This window comes from Pseudomonas sp. GW460-LB5 (genome assembly GCF_059423245.1).
In genome coordinates this window covers 71,104-88,573 of sequence record NZ_JBWKXT010000021.1, presented here as the reverse complement: position 1 = coordinate 88,573, position 17,470 = coordinate 71,104, and the positions used below count along the sequence as shown (strand labels likewise).

General features: G+C 62.4%; 14 protein-coding genes. 11 read left to right on the top strand and 3 right to left on the bottom strand.

Annotation, left to right across the window (positions count from 1 at the left end; translation table 11 throughout):
* Positions 1-101: 101 nt before the first annotated feature.
* Together AC07XM_RS14900 and AC07XM_RS14895 are read right to left on the bottom strand one after the other, a co-directional pair.
* Positions 102-662 carry a response regulator transcription factor gene (locus AC07XM_RS14900; RefSeq protein ID WP_003255244.1) on the bottom strand — a complete coding sequence of 187 codons (561 nt, stop codon included), beginning with the start codon at positions 660-662 and terminating at the stop codon, positions 102-104.
* Positions 662-1,918, bottom strand: coding sequence for an ATP-binding protein (locus tag AC07XM_RS14895; protein WP_016485012.1), 1,257 nt, complete (start codon positions 1,916-1,918; stop codon positions 662-664). Before AC07XM_RS14895 ends, AC07XM_RS14900 begins: the two co-directional genes overlap by 1 nt.
* A gap of 199 nt (positions 1,919-2,117) precedes the next feature.
* On the opposite strand from AC07XM_RS14895, the gene AC07XM_RS14890 reads away from it, so the two are divergent.
* From AC07XM_RS14890 to AC07XM_RS14850, 9 genes are all read left to right on the top strand, one after another.
* Positions 2,118-2,834: an SIMPL domain-containing protein gene (locus AC07XM_RS14890; RefSeq protein WP_016485011.1), complete on the top strand. Its 717-nt coding sequence runs from the start codon at positions 2,118-2,120 to the stop codon at positions 2,832-2,834.
* A gap of 353 nt (positions 2,835-3,187) precedes the next feature.
* On the top strand, positions 3,188-4,813 hold the full coding sequence (locus AC07XM_RS14885; RefSeq protein ID WP_102689343.1) for an ABC transporter substrate-binding protein: 1,626 nt from the start codon (positions 3,188-3,190) through the stop codon (positions 4,811-4,813).
* A 145-nt stretch (positions 4,814-4,958) separates the two neighbouring features.
* Positions 4,959-6,551, top strand: coding sequence for an ABC transporter substrate-binding protein (locus AC07XM_RS14880; protein ID WP_060517620.1), 1,593 nt, complete (start codon positions 4,959-4,961; stop codon positions 6,549-6,551).
* Positions 6,552-6,779: 228 nt separating this feature from the next.
* Positions 6,780-8,159 (top strand): OprD family porin, encoded by a 1,380-nt coding sequence (locus tag AC07XM_RS14875; RefSeq protein WP_023048009.1) that lies wholly within the window; start codon positions 6,780-6,782, stop codon positions 8,157-8,159.
* A gap of 80 nt (positions 8,160-8,239) precedes the next feature.
* Entirely contained in the window at positions 8,240-9,850 is a 1,611-nt protein-coding gene (locus AC07XM_RS14870) for an ABC transporter substrate-binding protein (protein ID WP_095115801.1), read from the top strand.
* 91 nt (positions 9,851-9,941) lie between these two features.
* Positions 9,942-10,952 carry an ABC transporter permease subunit gene (locus tag AC07XM_RS14865; protein ID WP_016485006.1) on the top strand — a complete coding sequence of 337 codons (1,011 nt, stop codon included), beginning with the start codon at positions 9,942-9,944 and terminating at the stop codon, positions 10,950-10,952.
* Between the two features lie 10 nt (positions 10,953-10,962).
* Complete coding sequence (locus tag AC07XM_RS14860; protein WP_016485005.1) at positions 10,963-11,889, top strand: ABC transporter permease subunit; 927 nt, start codon at positions 10,963-10,965, stop codon at positions 11,887-11,889.
* Positions 11,890-11,899: 10 nt separating this feature from the next.
* A complete protein-coding gene (locus tag AC07XM_RS14855; RefSeq protein WP_102689342.1) occupies positions 11,900-12,868 on the top strand; it encodes an ABC transporter ATP-binding protein in 969 nt (322 codons plus the stop codon).
* The gene (locus AC07XM_RS14850) at positions 12,868-13,836 is read left to right on the top strand and encodes a peptide ABC transporter ATP-binding protein (RefSeq protein WP_016485003.1); all 969 of its coding nucleotides are present in this window, start codon (positions 12,868-12,870) and stop codon (positions 13,834-13,836) included. Before AC07XM_RS14855 ends, AC07XM_RS14850 begins: the two co-directional genes overlap by 1 nt.
* Positions 13,837-14,059: 223 nt before the next feature.
* Here the strand turns inward: AC07XM_RS14850 and AC07XM_RS14845 are convergent, their stop codons facing one another.
* Entirely contained in the window at positions 14,060-14,959 is a 900-nt protein-coding gene (locus AC07XM_RS14845; protein WP_016485002.1) for a hypothetical protein, read from the bottom strand.
* 211 nt (positions 14,960-15,170) lie between these two features.
* Between AC07XM_RS14845 and AC07XM_RS14840 the strand changes: the two genes are divergently transcribed.
* Positions 15,171-15,971, top strand: coding sequence for a helix-turn-helix domain-containing protein (locus AC07XM_RS14840; protein WP_024717618.1), 801 nt, complete (start codon positions 15,171-15,173; stop codon positions 15,969-15,971).
* Positions 15,972-16,035: 64 nt separating this feature from the next.
* Positions 16,036-17,442, top strand: a complete 1,407-nt coding sequence (locus tag AC07XM_RS14835) for an NAD(P)/FAD-dependent oxidoreductase (protein WP_102689341.1) — start codon at positions 16,036-16,038, stop codon at positions 17,440-17,442.
* Positions 17,443-17,470: the final 28 nt, after the last annotated feature.

The following is a 17,470-nucleotide window of genomic DNA, read 5'->3' as shown; positions in this document are numbered from 1 at the left end:
GCACCTCGGGCTATCAGCTTGCCATTCACCGCTCTCACTTCAGATTCTATTCCTTCTCCAAGACACAAGCGGGCTTGCCCCGCGAAGAGGGCAACGCGGACTCAGCGCCGGACCGGGCGCTTCTGCAGCTTGCGCTGCAAGGTCCGGCGGTGCATGCCCAGCGCACGTGCGGTGGCCGAAATGTTGCCCTCGTGCTCGTTCAGTACGCGCTGGATGTGTTCCCACTGCAGGCGGTCGACCGACATCGGGTTTTCCGGCACCAGGGTATCCAGGTCGGTGTGCTCCGACAGCAATGCTGCCAGCACATCATCGGCGTCAGCCGGTTTGCACAGGTAATTGCAGGCGCCGCGCTTGACCGCTTCCACCGCCGTGGCAATGCTCGAGTAACCGGTCAGGATCACCACGCGCATTTCAGGGTCCAGCTCCAGCAGCTTGGGCAGCAGCACAAGGCCGGAGTCACCGTCCATCTTCAGGTCCAGCGTGGCGTAATCTGGCAGGTCCTGCTGGGCCAGAATCAAGCCTTCCTCGGCCGAACTGGCGGTGCTCACGCGGAAACCGCGACGGCTCATTGCCCGGGCCATGACCCGGGTGAAGGTGGCATCGTCATCCACCAACAGCAGGTGCGGCAGCTCTTCGCTTTCGACCTGGTTTTCTTCGCTCATCATTCATCTCCTCGCTTGCCATAGGGCAGGCGCAATTCGGTCAGGGTGCCACCCTGTTCATGACTATAGAGTTTCACCGAACCGCCCGCACGGGTCACGCTGGCCTTGCTCAAGAACAGGCCCAGGCCGAAGCCTTTGCCTTTGGTGGTAATGAAGGGTTTGCCGATGGCTTCGGCAATGGCCGGCGGCACGCCAGGGCCATGGTCACGGATACTGATGACGATGTCCTGAGCGTCCCAGTCCAGGCGCACTTCCAAGTCATCGGGGCAGGCATCGGCTGCATTGTTCAACAGGTTCAGCAGCGCCTGGGTCAGGTCTGGTGGTGGCGTCAGGCGCGGCACTTTGCCATCGCGCAACCGCTGGAAGCGGTAGCTGGCTTCCGGGCGCATCAGGTGCCAGCGGTTCAGCGCCTCGTCCAGCCAGGCGGTCACCTCCTGCTCCACGATCGCCAGGCGGCGGTTGGCTTCGGCGGCGCGCACCAGCTGTTGCAAGGTCTCTTTGCACAGCTTTACCTGGTCCTGCAGGATCTGCAGGTCTTCCTGCAGCAGCGGGTCGGTGTGGTCCTGACGCATTTCGTTGATCAGCACGCTCATGGTCGCCAGTGGCGTGCCCAGCTCATGGGCAGCACCGGCGGCCTGGGTAGCCACGGCCAGCAGTTGCTCATCGCGCAGGCTTTCTTCACGCCGCTCGGACCGCAGTTGCTCCTGGCGGCGCAGCTCTTCGGCCATGCGTGCGGCAAAGAAAGTGATCACCGCCGCAGCCAGGGCAATGCTCAGCCACATGCCGTAGACCTGCATCTTGTCCCGCGCCATGGGCAGGCCCTCAAGCGGGTAGAACTGCACCAGCAGCAGGCTGTAGGCGGTCAGGGCGATACCCGACAGAATCAGCGAATACAGCCACGGCAAGGTCACTGCGGCAATCGCCAGCGGTACCAGGTAATACGACACGAACGGGTTGGTCGAGCCGCCGGAGTAATACAGCAAGGCACTGTGGATCAACAGGTCACAGGCCAACTGCAGGGCGTACTCCATTTCGGTGACGGGCAGCGACAGGCGCAAGCGCAGCGCGGTGAAGGCACACAGCAGCGACGACAAAGCCAAGGTGCCCGCCAGCGACAGCCACGGCAAGGGTAGCAATTCGGTCCAGTAGGCGACGCCCACGGAGCCAGCCTGGGCAGCCAGGACCAGGACCCGGATGACGGTCAGGCGCCAAAGGTTCTGGCGGGTAGCAGATAGCGGTTGTACGGCGGCGAGCATGAGCTCTCCTGATGAGTGCTCCAGAAAATCGGCTGGAGTATACCGAAGCCGGGCGCCTCGCTGCAGCGCTGCGGCAAAGCGCCACAGTTTGTCACAGGTTCATGATGGCACTTTTGAACCCACTACACTGTTGCCGGTCTGATGGGCCATGCGTGGAATGATGGCCAACCCCACGCCTTTTATTGCCAAGGAGTACCACATGCAAATCCCACGTCGCGGCGCCGCCCTGATTCTGTCCTGCGGCTTGCTCGCCAGCCTGCCTGCGCTGGCTGCCGATGAGCCACGTTACAACCAGGTATCGCTGCGCGCTGAAGTGAGCAAGGAAGTGCCGCGCGACCTGATGGTCGTGACCCTGTACAGCGAAGCGCAGAACAGCGACCCGGGCAAGCTGGCCAAGCAGATCACCGAAACCATGAACAAGGCCGTGCAGCAGTCGCGACAGGTCAAGGACGTGAAGATCAGCCAAGGCAGCCGCAACAGCTACCCGGTGTATGACAGCAAGGGCCAGAAGATTACCGGCTGGCGCGAGCGCGCCGAACTGCGCCTGGAAAGCGACAACTTCCCGGCCCTGTCCCAGCTCACAGCCGACCTGCTGCAAGAGCTGAAAATGGGCGGCATGGACTTCTCCATCGCACCGGCCACACGCAAGGCCAGTGAGGATGCATTGCTCAAGGACGCCGTCGATGCCTTCAAGGCGCGTGCTCAACTGGCCACCGAGGCGCTGGGCGGCAAGGGCTACAAAGTGGTCAGCCTGAACCTCAACAGCAGCGGTTACCCGCGCCCGTACCTGCGCAGTGCGCCGATGGCGATGAAAGCCATGGGGGCCGACGAAGCAGCGCCAGCGCCGGATATCGAGGCGGGCACCAGCGAAGTGAGCATGAATGCTGATGGCCTGATCGAAGTGCAAATGCCCTGACAGCCACGAGCTTCAAGCGGCAAGCTTCAAATTGACTGTAAACCCGGTCTGCTTTGGCTTGCCGCTTGGCGCTTGCCGCTTGAGTCTGCTTTTCAGACATTTCCTACGCAACACCCAGGTGCATCCTACGTTTATCACCGCCTAGAAACATCGCGCAAAATGCCATCATTTTGCCTGCGCAAACGTTTAACTTCGCCTAAAGTTATACTGATGCGACATCCATGTACGCCCGTACCACTTTTCCGGCGCCAACTATCCTTATACCTGTTGCATTGGGAACACCCCCTGCATAAGTATCCTCAGGTCGGCTCACGAGGCCACCTCATCCAAAAAATGACAACAATGAGGCCACCATGCTCAAACACGCAGTCATTCCGTTCCTGCTTGGCGCAGGCTTGCTCACCGGCGCGCCGTCGGTCCTGGCCGCGTCCAACCTGGTGTTTTGCTCAGAGGGCAGCCCGGCCGGTTTTGACCCGGGCCAGTACACCACCGGGACCGACTTCGACGCCTCGGCAGAGACCGTGTTCAACCGCTTGACCCAGTTCGAACGAGGCGGTACTGCAGTTATCCCGGGCCTGGCGACCAAGTGGGAAGTGTCCGACGACGGCAAGACCTACACCTTCCACCTGCGCGAAGGCGTCAAGTTCCATACCACCGACTACTTCAAGCCCAGCCGGCCCTTCAACGCCGACGATGTGCTGTTCACCTTCAACCGCATGCTCGACAAGGATCATCCGTTCCGCAAGGCCTACCCTACCGAGTTCCCGTATTTCACCGACATGGGCATGGACAAGAACATCGCCAAGGTGGAAAAGCTGGACGAGCACACGGTGAAGTTCACCCTTAACGAGGTCGACGCTGCGTTCATCCAGAACCTGGCCATGAGCTTCGCTTCCATCCAGTCCGCCGAGTACGCCGACCAATTGCTCAAGAACGGCAAGGCCGCCGACATCAACCAGAAGCCGATCGGCACCGGCCCGTTCGTGTTCAGCAAGTACCAGAAGGACGCGCAGATTCGCTTCAAGGGCAACAAGGACTACTGGCAGCCCGAGGACGTGAAGATCGATAACCTGATCTTCGCCATCACCACCGATGCCTCGGTACGCATGCAAAAACTGAAGAAGAACGAGTGCCAGGTCACCCTGTTCCCGCGGCCGGCCGACATCGAGCCGCTAAAGGCCGACAAGCACCTGCAGATGCCCCAGCAAGCCGGGTTCAACCTGGGCTACATCGCCTACAACGTGATGGACAAGATCAAGGGCAGCAACGAGCCCAACCCCATGGCTCAGCTGAAAGTGCGCCAGGCGCTGGACATGGCGGTGGACAAGAAGAAGATCATCGAGTCGGTCTACCAGGGCGCCGGCCAGTTGGCAGTCAATGCCATGCCGCCGACCCAGTGGTCGTATGACGAAAGCATAAAGGACGCCCCCTTCGACCCCGAAAAAGCTAAACAGCTGCTCAAGGAAGCCGGCATCAAGGAAGGCACCGAGATCACCCTGTGGGCCATGCCCGTGCAACGCCCATACAACCCCAATGCCAAGCTGATGGCCGAAATGCTGCAATCCGACTGGGCCAAGATCGGCATCAAGGCCAAAATCGTCAGCTATGAATGGGGCGAGTACATCAAACGCTCCAAAGGTGGCGAACAAGGCGCCATGCTGATTGGCTGGAGCGGCGACAACGGTGACCCGGACAACTGGCTGGGCACCCTTTACGGCTGCGATGCCGTCGACGGCAACAACTTCTCCAAGTGGTGCTACAAGCCCTACGACGACCTGATCAAGCAGGCCAAGGCCACCTCCGACCAGGCCAAGCGCACCGAGCTGTACCAGCAGGCGCAGCACATTCTCAAGGAGCAGGTGCCGATTACCCCGATCGCCCACTCCACCGTGTATCAGCCCATGAGCGCCAAAGTGAAGGACTTCAAGATCAGCCCGTTTGCGCTGAACGCCTTCTATGGCGTAAGCGTGGACAAATAGGGTAACTCCAGCACCCGCCGTCTGGCGGGTGCCTTGCCCCCTTCCCCCTCTTCATGTCGTCCCGCGGCTATCCGCTGCGGGGTGGGCGAACTGTTGCCGCCATTCGCACCCCGAGGCGGCGCAAACAGCTGAAAAAGGACTTGCCATGCGTCACGCGACCCGTCTTTCAACCTTGCTGGCCCTGGGCCTGATGAGCCAATCCCCGGCCCTGTTGGCGAACAACCTGGTGTTTTGCTCCGAGGGCAGCCCCGCCGGCTTCGACACCGCCCAGTACACCAGCGCCACCGACAACGATGCCGCCGAGCCGATCTACAACCGCCTGGTCGAGTTCGAGCGTGGTGGTACTGCCGTGCACCCTGCCCTGGCAACCCGCTGGGAAGTATCCGACGATGGCTTGCGCTATACCTTCCACCTGCGTGAAGGGGTGAAGTTCCACAGCAACAAGGCCTTCTCCCCAAGCCGCGATTTCAACGCCGACGATGTGCTGTTCACCTTCAACCGCATGCTCGACAAAGGCCACCCGTTCCGCCAGGCCTACCCTACCGAGTTTCCTTACTTCATCAGCATGGGCCTGGACAAGAACATCGCCCATGTCGAGAAGATCGACCCGCTGACTGTGGCATTCACCCTGAACACGGTCGATGCCGCGTTCATCCAGAACCTGGCCATGAGCTTCGCCTCCATCCTCTCCGCCGAATACGCCGGGCAACTGATGGCCAGCGCAAGACCGAGCGACATCAACCAGCAGCCCATCGGCACCGGGCCGTTCGTGTTCCAGCGTTATCAGAAGGATTCGCAGATCCGCTACAAAGGCAACAAGGAGTACTGGGCGCCGGATGAGGTGAAAATCGACAACCTGGTGTTCTCGATCAACATCGACCCTTCGGTACGCATCCAGAAACTGCGCCGCAACGAATGCCAGGTCACCCTGCACCCTCGCCCGGCCGACCTGCCAGCGCTCAAGGCCGACAGCTCGCTGCGGGTATTGCAGCAACCAGGCTTCAACCTCGGCTACATCGCCTACAACACCCAGCACCCACCGTTCGACCGGCTGGAGGTGCGCCAGGCGATGGATATGGCTGTGAACAAGAAGGCCATACTCCAGGCGGTGTATCAGGATTCCGGCCAACTGGCAGTCAACGCCATGCCACCGACCCAGTGGTCCTATGACGAAAGCCTCAAAGACGCGCCCTACGACCCGCAAAAGGCCAGGCAGCTGCTGCAGCAGGCCGGCGTCAAACCTGGCACCGAAGTCACCCTTTGGGCCATGCCGGTGCAACGCCCTTACAACCCCAACGCCAAGCTGATGGCCGAAATGCTCCAGGCAGACTGGAACAAACTCGGGTTCAAGGTGCGCATCGTCAGTTACGAATGGGGCGAGTACCTCAAGCGCATGAAAAGCGGCGAGCACGACATCGCCCTGATTGGCTGGACCGGCGACAACGGTGACCCGGACAACTGGCTAGGCACCCTCTACAGCTGCGATGCCATCGGCAGCAACAACTACTCGCTGTGGTGCGACCCGCAGTACGACAGCCTGGTCAAGCAGGCCAAGCAGGTCACAGACCAACCGCAGCGCAGTGCGCTGTACCGGCAGGCCCAGCAACGGCTCAAACAGCAGGTGCCGATTACGCCGGTGGCGCATTCCACAGTTAACCAGCCGCTCAGCATCAAGGTTTCTGAGTTCAAGGTCAGCCCGTTTGGGCGCAATGATTTTTCCGGTGTGAGTGTTGATTAAGCGTTAGCCAATACCGGCCTCTTCGCGGGCAAGCCCGCTCCCGCAGGATCTCTACAGGTTCGGACCTTGCGCCCTATCTGTGGGAGCGGGCTTGCCCGCCAAAAGGCCAGCACAGGCAACACAACGCCCCCTTTTAGCCCGGCGACCCCGGGCAACTCTGGCAACACCGCAGCAAAAAACCCGGCCCACAAGGCCGGCAATAACTAGAAAGCAATGGGAGCTTCAACCTTGAAAGTACCAACCCTGAGCGCACTGGCCTTATCCATCAGTGCATTTTCCACCGTGGCCCAGGCCGATCCGCAAAGCCAGGACTACATTCCGCTCACCCTCAAAGGCAGCAGCGCGCAGGCGCAAGCCAGCGGCTTCATCGACGGCCAGAGCCTGTCCGGCAGCACCCGCAACTGGTACGCCCGCGAACGCGCTGCACGCGCCCCGCTGTGGAAGTACTACAAGAGCGACGGCACCCGCCACCCCACCCACAGCCGGGAAAACTGGCTGCAGGGCACCATCCTCAACTACAGCTCCGGTTTCACCCAAGGCACCGTGGGTTTCGCTGTCGAGGCCGCTGGCTATAACGCCATCGCCCTGCAGCAGAGCCGCGAAGCGATTGCCGGCCCCAACAACCGCACCCTCACCCACAGCGATGGCGACCCCGTCGGCCAGTGGAGCAAACTGGGCCTGGGCAACATCAAGGCGCGCGTGTCCAACACCACCCTTACCCTTGGCCGCCAGTCGGTGGACACGCCCATGATCGCCTACATCGGCAACCGCGCCCTGCCATCGAGCTTCCAGGGCGCGTTCCTGCACAGCGCCGAGTTCGACAACCTGAGCCTCGATCTGGGCACTTTCGACCGCGTTTCGCCACGCACCGAACAAAGCCTTAGCAAGTTTCGCAGCGAATACGGCGCCACCGGCGTGGAAACCGACCGCGCCAGCACTGCCGGCATCAATTACCAGCCGTTCAAAAGCCTGAGTACCAGCCTGTATGCCACCCAGGTAGACGACTTCTGGAACCAGTACTACTTCGGCGCCAACCACGTGCTCGGCGACAGCGCAGTGCTCAGCCTGAGCACCGGCCTTAACTACTACAAGACCGTCGATGCCGGCAGCCAGAAAATGGGCAAGATCGACAACGACACCTACAGCCTGTCGCTCGGCCTGACCCACCAGGCCCATACCCTCAGCGCCTCGTGGCAGCAGGTGAACGGCAACGAATACTTCGACTACCTGCACGAAACCAACGGCATCTACCTGGCCAACTCGTTGTTGTCGGACTTCAACGGCCCCAACGAGAAGTCGCTGCAGCTTTCCTATGTATTGAACATGGCGCCCTACGGCGTGCCAGGGCTGAAGTTCAACCTGTACAACGCACGCGGCTGGGGCATTGACGGCACTCACTACCGCGGCACCGCCTACGACGTGAATGGCCTGAACGGCGAAACCCACTACGAGTGGGGCATCGGCACCAGCTACGCGGTGCAGAGCGGGCCGCTGAGAGACACCAGCATCCGCGCGACCTACACCACCCACCGCGCCAGCAAGGCACAGGGTGACGGCAGCCTGGACGAGTTCCGGGTGGTTACCACCATTCCATTCAACATTCTTTGACCGCTGGCGCCACGGCCCCCTTCGCAGCGGGCCGTGGCGGCTACGCTGGAATCAATGCAAAAGCAGGGAGTGTTCAACCCATGCAGAGAGCTTTCATCAAATCGCTACCGTTACGCCTTGCCCTCGCCACGCTGGTGCTGGGCAGCGCAACGCAGCTGGCAGCCAAACCGCTGGTGGTCTGTACCGAGGCCAGCCCGGAAGGGTTCGACGTTGTCCAGTACACCACCGCGGTCACACTTGATGCGACGTCCGAGACACTGTTCAACCGCCTGGTCGACTTCAAACCAGGCACCACCGACGTCCAGCCGGCCCTGGCCGAGCGCTGGGACATTTCGCCAGACGGGCTGACCTACACCTTCCATCTGCGCCAAGGGGTGAAGTTCCACACCACCGACTACTTCGAGCCGACCCGCGACTTCAACGCCGACGATGTGTTGTGGAGCCTCAACCGCCAGCTTGACCCGCACCACCCGTGGCACGACAAAACCAGCGTCGGCTACCCGTATTTTGAAAGCATGGCCTTCAAGCAGCTGCTCAAATCGGTGATCAAGACCGACGACCACACCGTGGTGATCACCCTGGCCCGGCCGGAAGCACCGTTCCTGCATGACATGGCCATGGGCTTCACCTCGATCTACTCCGCCGAGTACGGTGACCAGTTGCTCAGGGCCGGTAAAACCGCCGAGCTGAACAGTAAGCCGGTCGGCACCGGCCCGTTCATCTTCCAGCGTTACAACAAGGATGCGCAGGTCCGCTTCAAACCCAACCCAGACTACTTCCGCGGCAAACCGCCGGCCGACGCGCTGGTGTTCGCCATCGCCACCGACAGCAACGTGCGCCTGCAGAAGCTGCGCGCCAACGAATGCCAGGTCGCCTTGTACCCCAAGCCGGATGACGTGCCATCGATCAAGGCCGACCCGAAACTCAAGGTCGCCGAAATCGAAGCGCTTGTCACCGGCTACATCGCCATGAATACCGAGCACAAATACCTCAGCGATGTACGCGTGCGCAAAGCCATCAATATGGCGTTCGATCGGCAGACTCATGTCGACCAGCTGTTCGGCAAAGGCAACGCGCTGGTGGGTGTGAACCCCTACCCACCGACCATGCCTGGCTTCAACACCGCCAACCAGAACCCGCCCCGCGACCTCGCAAAGGCACGCGCCCTGCTCAAGGAAGCTGGCGTACCGGAAGGCACGGTGATCACACTGTTTACCCGCAACGGCGGTGGCATGACCAACCCTAACCCGCGCCTGTCGGCCGAGATGCTGCAGGCCGACCTGAAGCAGATCGGCCTGCAGCTGGATATCCGCGTGATGGAATGGGCCGAAATGCTGCGCCGTGCAAAAAATGGCGAGGCCGACCTCGTGTCCACCGGCTGGGCTGGCGACAACGGCGACCCCGACAACTTCCTCACCCCGCTGCTCAGTTGCGACGCCGCCAAAACCGGCGAGAACTACGCCCGCTGGTGCAACTCGAAATTCCAGGAGCTGATCACCCGTGCCCGCGAGGTGGTCGACAACGACGAGCGCGCAAGGCTCTATAGCGAGGCATTGAAGGTGTACGATGACGACCAACCCTGGATCAGCATGGCCCATCCAAAGATGTTCACCGCCATGCGTGACAACGTGGAGGGCTACGTGATCAGCCCTCTGACCAACAATAACTTCGCCACCACCAAGGTGAAGTAGAACAACAACGACCGCCGGCAACCCACACGCGGACCGGCGGCATTGCCGTACCGGGCTGATCGCCCCGCGGCCTGATGAGGTAACCCCGACAATGTTGAGTTTTATTGCCCGGCGCCTTGGCCTGCTGATACCGACCTTTTTCGGCATCACCTTGCTGACCTTTGCGCTCATACGCCTGATCCCCGGCGACCCGGTGGAAGTCATGATGGGCGAGCGCAGGGTCGATCCCGAAATGCACGCCCAGGCCATGGAGCGCCTGGGCCTGAACAAGCCACTGCCGGTCCAGTACCTGGACTATGTCGGCAAGCTGGCCCAGGGTGACCTCGGCGAATCGCTGCGCACCCGCGAAAGCGTGTGGACCGAGTTTCTCACCCTGTTCCCGGCCACCCTGGAGCTGGCCTTCGCCGCCCTGCTGTTCGCCGGTATCGTCGGCCTGCTGGCCGGGGTGATCGCCGCGCTCAAGCGCGGTTCATTGTTCGACCACGGGGTGATGGGCATTTCCCTGGCCGGCTACTCGATGCCGATCTTCTGGTGGGGCCTGATCCTGATCATGTTCTTCTCGGTGAGCCTGGGCTGGACCCCAGTGTCCGGGCGCATCGACCTGCTCTACGACATTGAGCCGAAAACCGGCTTCATGCTCATCGATACCCTGCTCAGCGACGAAGAAGGCGCCTTCAAGGACGCGGTGATGCACCTGATCCTGCCGGCCATCGTGCTGGGTACCATCCCGCTGGCAGTCATCGCCCGCATGACCCGTTCGTCGATGCTTGAAGTACTGCGCGAAGACTACATCCGCACCGCCCGCGCCAAAGGCCTGTCGCCGGCCCGCGTGGTGTTCGTGCACGGCCTGCGCAATGCCTTGATTCCGGTGCTGACCGTGTTCGGCCTGCAGGTCGGCACGCTGCTGGCCGGTGCGGTGCTGACCGAAACCATCTTTTCCTGGCCGGGCATCGGCAAGTGGCTGATCGAAGCCATCGGTGCCCGTGACTACCCCGTGGTCCAGAACGGCATCCTGTTGATCGCCTGCCTGGTAATCCTGGTCAACTTCGTCGTGGACATCCTCTACGGCCTGGCCAACCCACGCATCCGTCATCAGCGCTGAGGCCTTCGCCATGACTAGCCCGATTGCAAAATCCGTGTCGCCGGCCAGCCCGGTGGACCAGAGCCTGCTCTACCCCTCGCCGTACAAAGAATTCTGGCAAGCCTTTGCGCGCAACAAAGGCGCAGTGATGGGCCTGGCCTTCATGTGCCTGGTGGTGTTCTGTGCACTGTTCGCGCCGTGGGTCGCCCCGCATGACCCGAGCGAGCAGTACCGCGACTTCCTGCTGACCCCGCCGGTATGGCTGGAAGGCGGCACCTGGCAGTTCATCCTCGGCACCGACGAACTGGGCCGCGACCTGCTTTCGCGCCTGATACAGGGGGCGCGGCTGTCGCTGCTGATCGGCCTGTCGTCGGTGGTGATGTCGCTGATCCCGGGCATCCTGCTGGGCCTGCTGGCCGGCTTCTTCCCGCACATCCTCGGCCCATCGATCATGCGCCTGATGGATGTGATGCTGGCCCTGCCCTCCCTGCTGCTGGCCGTGGCCATCGTCGCCATCCTCGGCCCAGGCCTGATCAACACGGTAATCGCCATCGCCATCGTCTCACTGCCCTCCTACGTGCGCCTGACCCGGGCTGCGGTAATGGTTGAACTGAACCGCGACTACGTCACCGCCGCACGCCTGGCGGGTGCCGGGCTGCCACGGCTGATGTTCGTCACCGTGCTGCCCAACTGTATGGCGCCACTGATCGTGCAGGCTACCCTCAGCTTCTCTTCAGCGATCCTCGATGCTGCCGCGTTGGGCTTCCTGGGCCTGGGCGTGCAACCACCCACCCCGGAGTGGGGCACCATGCTGGCTTCGGCCCGTGACTATATCGAGCGCGCCTGGTGGGTGGTGAGCCTGCCCGGCCTGACCATTCTGCTCAGTGTGCTGGCAATCAACCTGATGGGCGACGGCCTGCGCGATGCGCTGGACCCGAAACTCAAGAACGCCGCCTGAGGAGAACGCCATGTCACTGTTGCAGATCAACAACCTGAACGTGCGCTTCGGCGACGCCAATGCCGTACCTGTCGTCGATGGCCTGGACCTGTCGGTGGAGGCTGGCGAGATCCTGGCCATCGTCGGCGAATCCGGCTCGGGCAAATCCGTGACCATGATGGCCTTGATGGGCCTGATCGACGCCCCCGGGCGCATCACCGCCGACGCCCTCAGTTTCGACGGCATCGACATGCTCAAGCTCAGCGGCCGCCAGCGGCGCAAGGTTGTGGGCAAGGACATCGCCATGGTCTTCCAGGACCCGATGACCGCCCTCAACCCCAGCTATACCGTGGGCTACCAGATCGAAGAAGTGCTGCGCCAGCACCTGGGCCTGAAGGGCAAGGCCGCGCGCCAGCGTGCCCTTGAGCTGTTGAAAAAGGTCGAGATCCCAGCTGCGCAAAGCCGCCTGGATGCCTATCCGCATCAGCTGTCTGGCGGCATGAGCCAGCGTGTGGCGATTGCCATGGCCATTGCCGGCGAGCCCAAGCTGCTGATCGCCGACGAGCCGACCACCGCACTGGACGTGACCATCCAGGCGCAGATCATGGAGCTGCTGGTCAACCTGCAGAAGGAGCGCAACATGGCGCTCATCCTGATCACCCACGACCTCGCCGTGGTCGCCGAAACGGCCAAGCGGGTATGCGTGATGTACGCAGGCGAAGCCGTCGAGGTGGGCCAGGTGCCGACGCTGTTCGACGTGCCCGCCCACCCCTACAGCGAAGCCCTGCTGGCGGCGATCCCCGAGCACAGCATCGGCGCCGAGCGCCTGGCCACCCTGCCTGGCATCGTCCCTGGCCGCTACGACCGCCCCGTCGGCTGCCTGTTGTCGCCGCGCTGCCCCTATGTGCAGGAAAACTGTCGGCGCCAGCGCCCTCCCCTCGATCCCCAGGCTCACAGCCTGGTGCGTTGTTTCTACCCGTTGAACCAGGAGGTGGCGTGATGGCCGTCGTTCTATCTGCGCGCGAGCTTACCCGGCATTACGAAGTCTCCCGCGGCCTGTTCAAAGGGCACGCCCTGGTCCGTGCGCTGAATGGCGTATCGTTCGAACTGGAAGCCGGCAAGACCCTGGCGGTGGTCGGCGAGTCGGGCTGCGGCAAGTCCACCCTGGCCCGCGCCCTGACCCTGATCGAAGAGCCGTCGTCCGGCTCGCTGCAAATTGCCGGCACCGAGGTGAACGGCGCCAGCAAGGCTGAGCGCAAGCAACTGCGGCGCGACGTGCAGATGGTGTTCCAGAGCCCCTACGCCTCGCTCAACCCACGGCAGAAAATTGGTGACCAGCTGGCCGAGCCGCTGCTGATCAACACCTCGCTGAGCAAAGCCGAGCGGCGCGAGAAAGTGCAAAAAATGATGGAGCAGGTGGGCTTGCGACCCGAGCACTACCAGCGCTACCCGCACATGTTCTCAGGGGGCCAGCGCCAGCGCATCGCCTTGGCCCGAGCGATGATGCTGCAGCCAAAAGTGCTGGTGGCGGACGAGCCGACCTCGGCATTGGATGTGTCGATCCAGGCACAGGTACTGAACCTGTTCATGGATTTGCAGAAGGAGTTCAACACCGCCTACGTGTTCATCTCGCACAACCTGGCGGTGGTGCGGCATGTGGCCGATCACGTACTGGTGATGTACCTGGGGCGGCCGGCAGAGATGGGGCCGAAAACGGATATTTACGAGCGGCCGCTGCATCCCTATACCCAGGCGCTGCTGTCGGCAACACCTGCCATTCACCCGGATCCGCTGAAGCCGAAGATCCGCATTGTCGGGGAGCTGCCCAACCCGTTGAACCCGCCAGATGGGTGTGCGTTTCACAAGCGCTGCCCGTATGCGACGGAACGCTGTGCCAAGGAGGTGCCGGCGTTGCGGCAGGTGAGTAGCCGACAGGTGGCTTGCCACTATGCCGAGCAGTTCCTGTAGATGACCGGGGGCGCTCTGCGCCCCATTCGCAGCACAAGGCTGCTCCTGCAAGGGACCGCGATAACAGGGGATATCGCGGTCGTCTGTAGGAGCAGCCTTGTGCTGCGAATGGGCCGCAAAGCGGCCCTCTCGGTCAATGCATGAAAATGGCAATCAGGATGATGACCGGGATCGGTACACCAAGCATCCAGAGCAGTATCGAGCGCATGTCAGTTCTCCTTGCTTAACGTTGAATGGTGCGATGGGCTACGTATTCGCCTTCCAGCCACTGCACCTGGTCACGGCGGCGACCACCGTAAAGCGCTGCAAGGCTGGCGAAGAAGGCGCCACACAGCAGCGCGACGAAGGTCCACAGCGCTGTCCAGGCAGCGACCTTGGCGGCGGTATCAGCGGCTTGCTTGGCCTTCAGCTTCAGCTGTTGCACCTGGCCCATCACCTGATCGACACGGGCTTCGGCTTCGGCCTGGGTCAAGCGCGTACGCTGGGCCACCAGCTGCGCCAGGTAGGTACGGTCTTCGGCAGGCAGCGCACCATCGCTGGCAATGCCTTTGGCCAGGATGCGTGCGGCCACGCCATTGGCTGCATCCTCGCTGACCGGCGCCGGGCCATCCCCACGGAACAGGCTATCGACGAAATAGCCCATCGAATCGTTGTTGTCACCGGACGCCGCGGCACCACCGGCAGCGGCCGATACGGTAGCCGCCTGCGAAGCTGCACTGGCACCAGCACCCACCAGGTTGCCCGCAGCACCCAGCACCAACATGGCAGCCACCAGAGTTGCTACGGCCCAGGACAGGAAACCATGCGCGGTATCGCGGAAATACACTTCATCGCCATGCAGGTTGGCCCATTTCACCCGCAGCCGGCCGGCAATGTAGCCACCCAGGCCCGAAGCGATGATCTGCGTCAGCAGCAGCCATACGATGGTGGAAATGCCCAAGGCTTTTGCACTCGCCCCCTCGTCTGCCCAAGGTGAAGTGGCTGCAAAGCCAAGCCCTGCACCAAGGACCACCAGGATCAGAGACAAGGCAGCTGCAGTAGCGGCGCCAGCGAAGATCGCAGCCCAGGAAACACCTGAGCGGCTTTGTGAATCGACAGCGGGATAGTCGGCAGGGGTGATCATGATGTTTTCGCCTTAAGTGGTTAGCGACAAGTCCATTCGCGCAGTAACCTTTGCAGCGGCTGTGCCAGTTGTGACAAAAAATTAACCCATTGAAAAACAATGAGTTGGAAAAACGGATCAATTTTGAATCGTGCAAATTGCGCGACTGGGCCCTGTGCATCAGGTGTTCTGCATTCTTGTCGCAAACTTGGCGACGAGGCATCATTCACCCATGACGCTCCCTGATGGCCCTGCCCACACCCCGATTACCGCAGACACGGTGCTGCGCTATCACCTGTGCTGGAAGCACCGCGATCTAGACGGCGTGATGGCGCTCTACCACCCTGACATCCAGTACCACGACTTCTTCCAGAACCGCGTGCTCGGCTACCAGGAGCTGCGCGACTACGTCCGCGCCTGCCTGCCCCATGAGGCCGGCGAAGACATCGTCCACAGCGACCGCATCCGCGTCGACGGCTGCACAGCGTTCATCCAGTACCAGGTCACGGTCCAGGGCGGTGACGGCCTGGTAGCGTTCAAGTCCAGCGAAGCGATCACCGTCAAGGACGGGCTTATCTGGCAGGTCAACGAATACGCCACGCTGGTCCGCCACAACGGCACCCGCCACGCCAGCGCAGGCCCGCGCCCGGCAACCAGTCGCCTGGGCCTGTCACCCCGGCAGTTGTCGACCATGGCCCAGGACCTGGAGCACTACTTCCAGCGCAAGCGCCCCTACCTGGACGCAGAACTGAACCTGCAGCAAGTCGCCGACGCCAGTGGCTACAGCCGCAACCAGATTTCCTACCTGCTGAACCAGGTGCTGGGGCAAAGCTTCTACCGCTACGTCAACCAGGCCCGCCTGCAGCACCTGATGGCCAGCCTTGACGATGACAGCGTCGAAGCGACGATCGATGAGCTGGCCTTCAGCGCCGGCTTCAACTCGCTGTCGGCGTTCTACAAGTGCTTCCGTGAACACACCGGGTTCACACCCAAGGCTTACCTGAAGCAATTTTCCCTGCGTGCACGCACGTAAGACAGCGGCCGGCCCACATCACTAGGATCACCCACAGACCTTGACGGATGTGGAGTCGAACCCGATGCAACCCCTGCGCACGATAAGCCTGTGGATGGACCAGCTCGACGAGCCACTGTGCGCCCGCCCGGCCCTGCGCGAAGACCTGCACGCGGATGTGTGCATTATCGGCGCCGGCTACACAGGCCTGTGGACCGCCTACTACCTCAAGCGCCAGGCGCCACAGCTGAACATCGTGGTGATCGACGCCAACATTGCCGGTTTCGGCGCCTCTGGGCGCAATGGCGGCTGGCTGATGGGCAACCTGTTGGGCGAAGACCGCTTGCTGGCCACCCTGTCGCCCCAACAGCGCCGCGCCAGCATCGACCTGCTGCACGGCATACCCGATGAAGTACACGCCGTGCTGCAGCGCGAAGGCATCGACTGCGACTACCGCAAAGGGGGTGTGCTGTACTGCGCGGCACGCTACCCGGAGCAGGAGCGCAGCCTGCGCGCCTACCTCGACGACCTGTATCGCCAAGGCATGACCGAGGATGACTACCGCTGGCTACGCCCCGAGCAGTTGGGCAGCCAGCTGCGGATCAGCAATGCGTTTGGCGCCATCTACAGCCCGCACACCGCAACCATCCAGCCGGCCAAGCTGGTGCGCGGCCTGGCGCGCGCGGTCGAAGCGCTGGGTGTGCCGATCTACGAAAACACCCCTGCAATCGATTGGCAGCCCGGCGAAGTGCGCACCCCGCTGGCGCGCATCCGCTGCCAGTGGATGGTGCCCGCTGTTGAAGGCTATGCGGCCAGCCTGCCGCCGCTGGGCAAGCACCAGTTGCCTGTGCAGAGCTTGCTGGTGGCCACCGAACCGCTGCCGGAGGCCACCTGGGAGCAGATCGGCCTGAGCCAGGGCCAAGCCTTCAGCGAGAGCAGCAGGCAGGTCACCTACGGCCAGCGTACTGCCGATAACCGCCTGGTATTCGGCGCACGCGGTGGTTACCGTTTCGGTGGCCGCCTGCGCGAAAACTTCAACCTCCAAGCGCACGAAATCGAACTGCGCCGCTACCTGTTCAGCGAGCTGTTCCCCCAGCTCAAGCATGTGCGCATCACTCACTCCTGGGGCGGCAACCTGGGCATGGCGCGGCGCTTCCGCCCGCACATGCTCTGCGACCGCCAGCGCGGCATTGCCCTGGCCGGTGGCTACGGTGGCGAAGGCGTCGGTGCCACCAACCTGGGCGGGCGCACCCTGGCCGCGCTGATCCTTAACCAGCACAACGAACTGACGGCACAACCTTGGGTACTGGACAACCGCCCGGTTTCGAGCCTGGCCAGCTGGCCGCCCGAGCCCTGCCGCTGGCTGGGCTACAACGCGATCATCCAAAGCTTCGTCCACGAGGACCGCACCCTCGCCAACCCCGCCAGCGCGCCGTGGAGGCGGCGCCTGGCCAGCTCGCTTGCGGACTTCATGGAAGGCTTCATGCACTGACTTCCCTTATCAACTGCACAGGATCCAC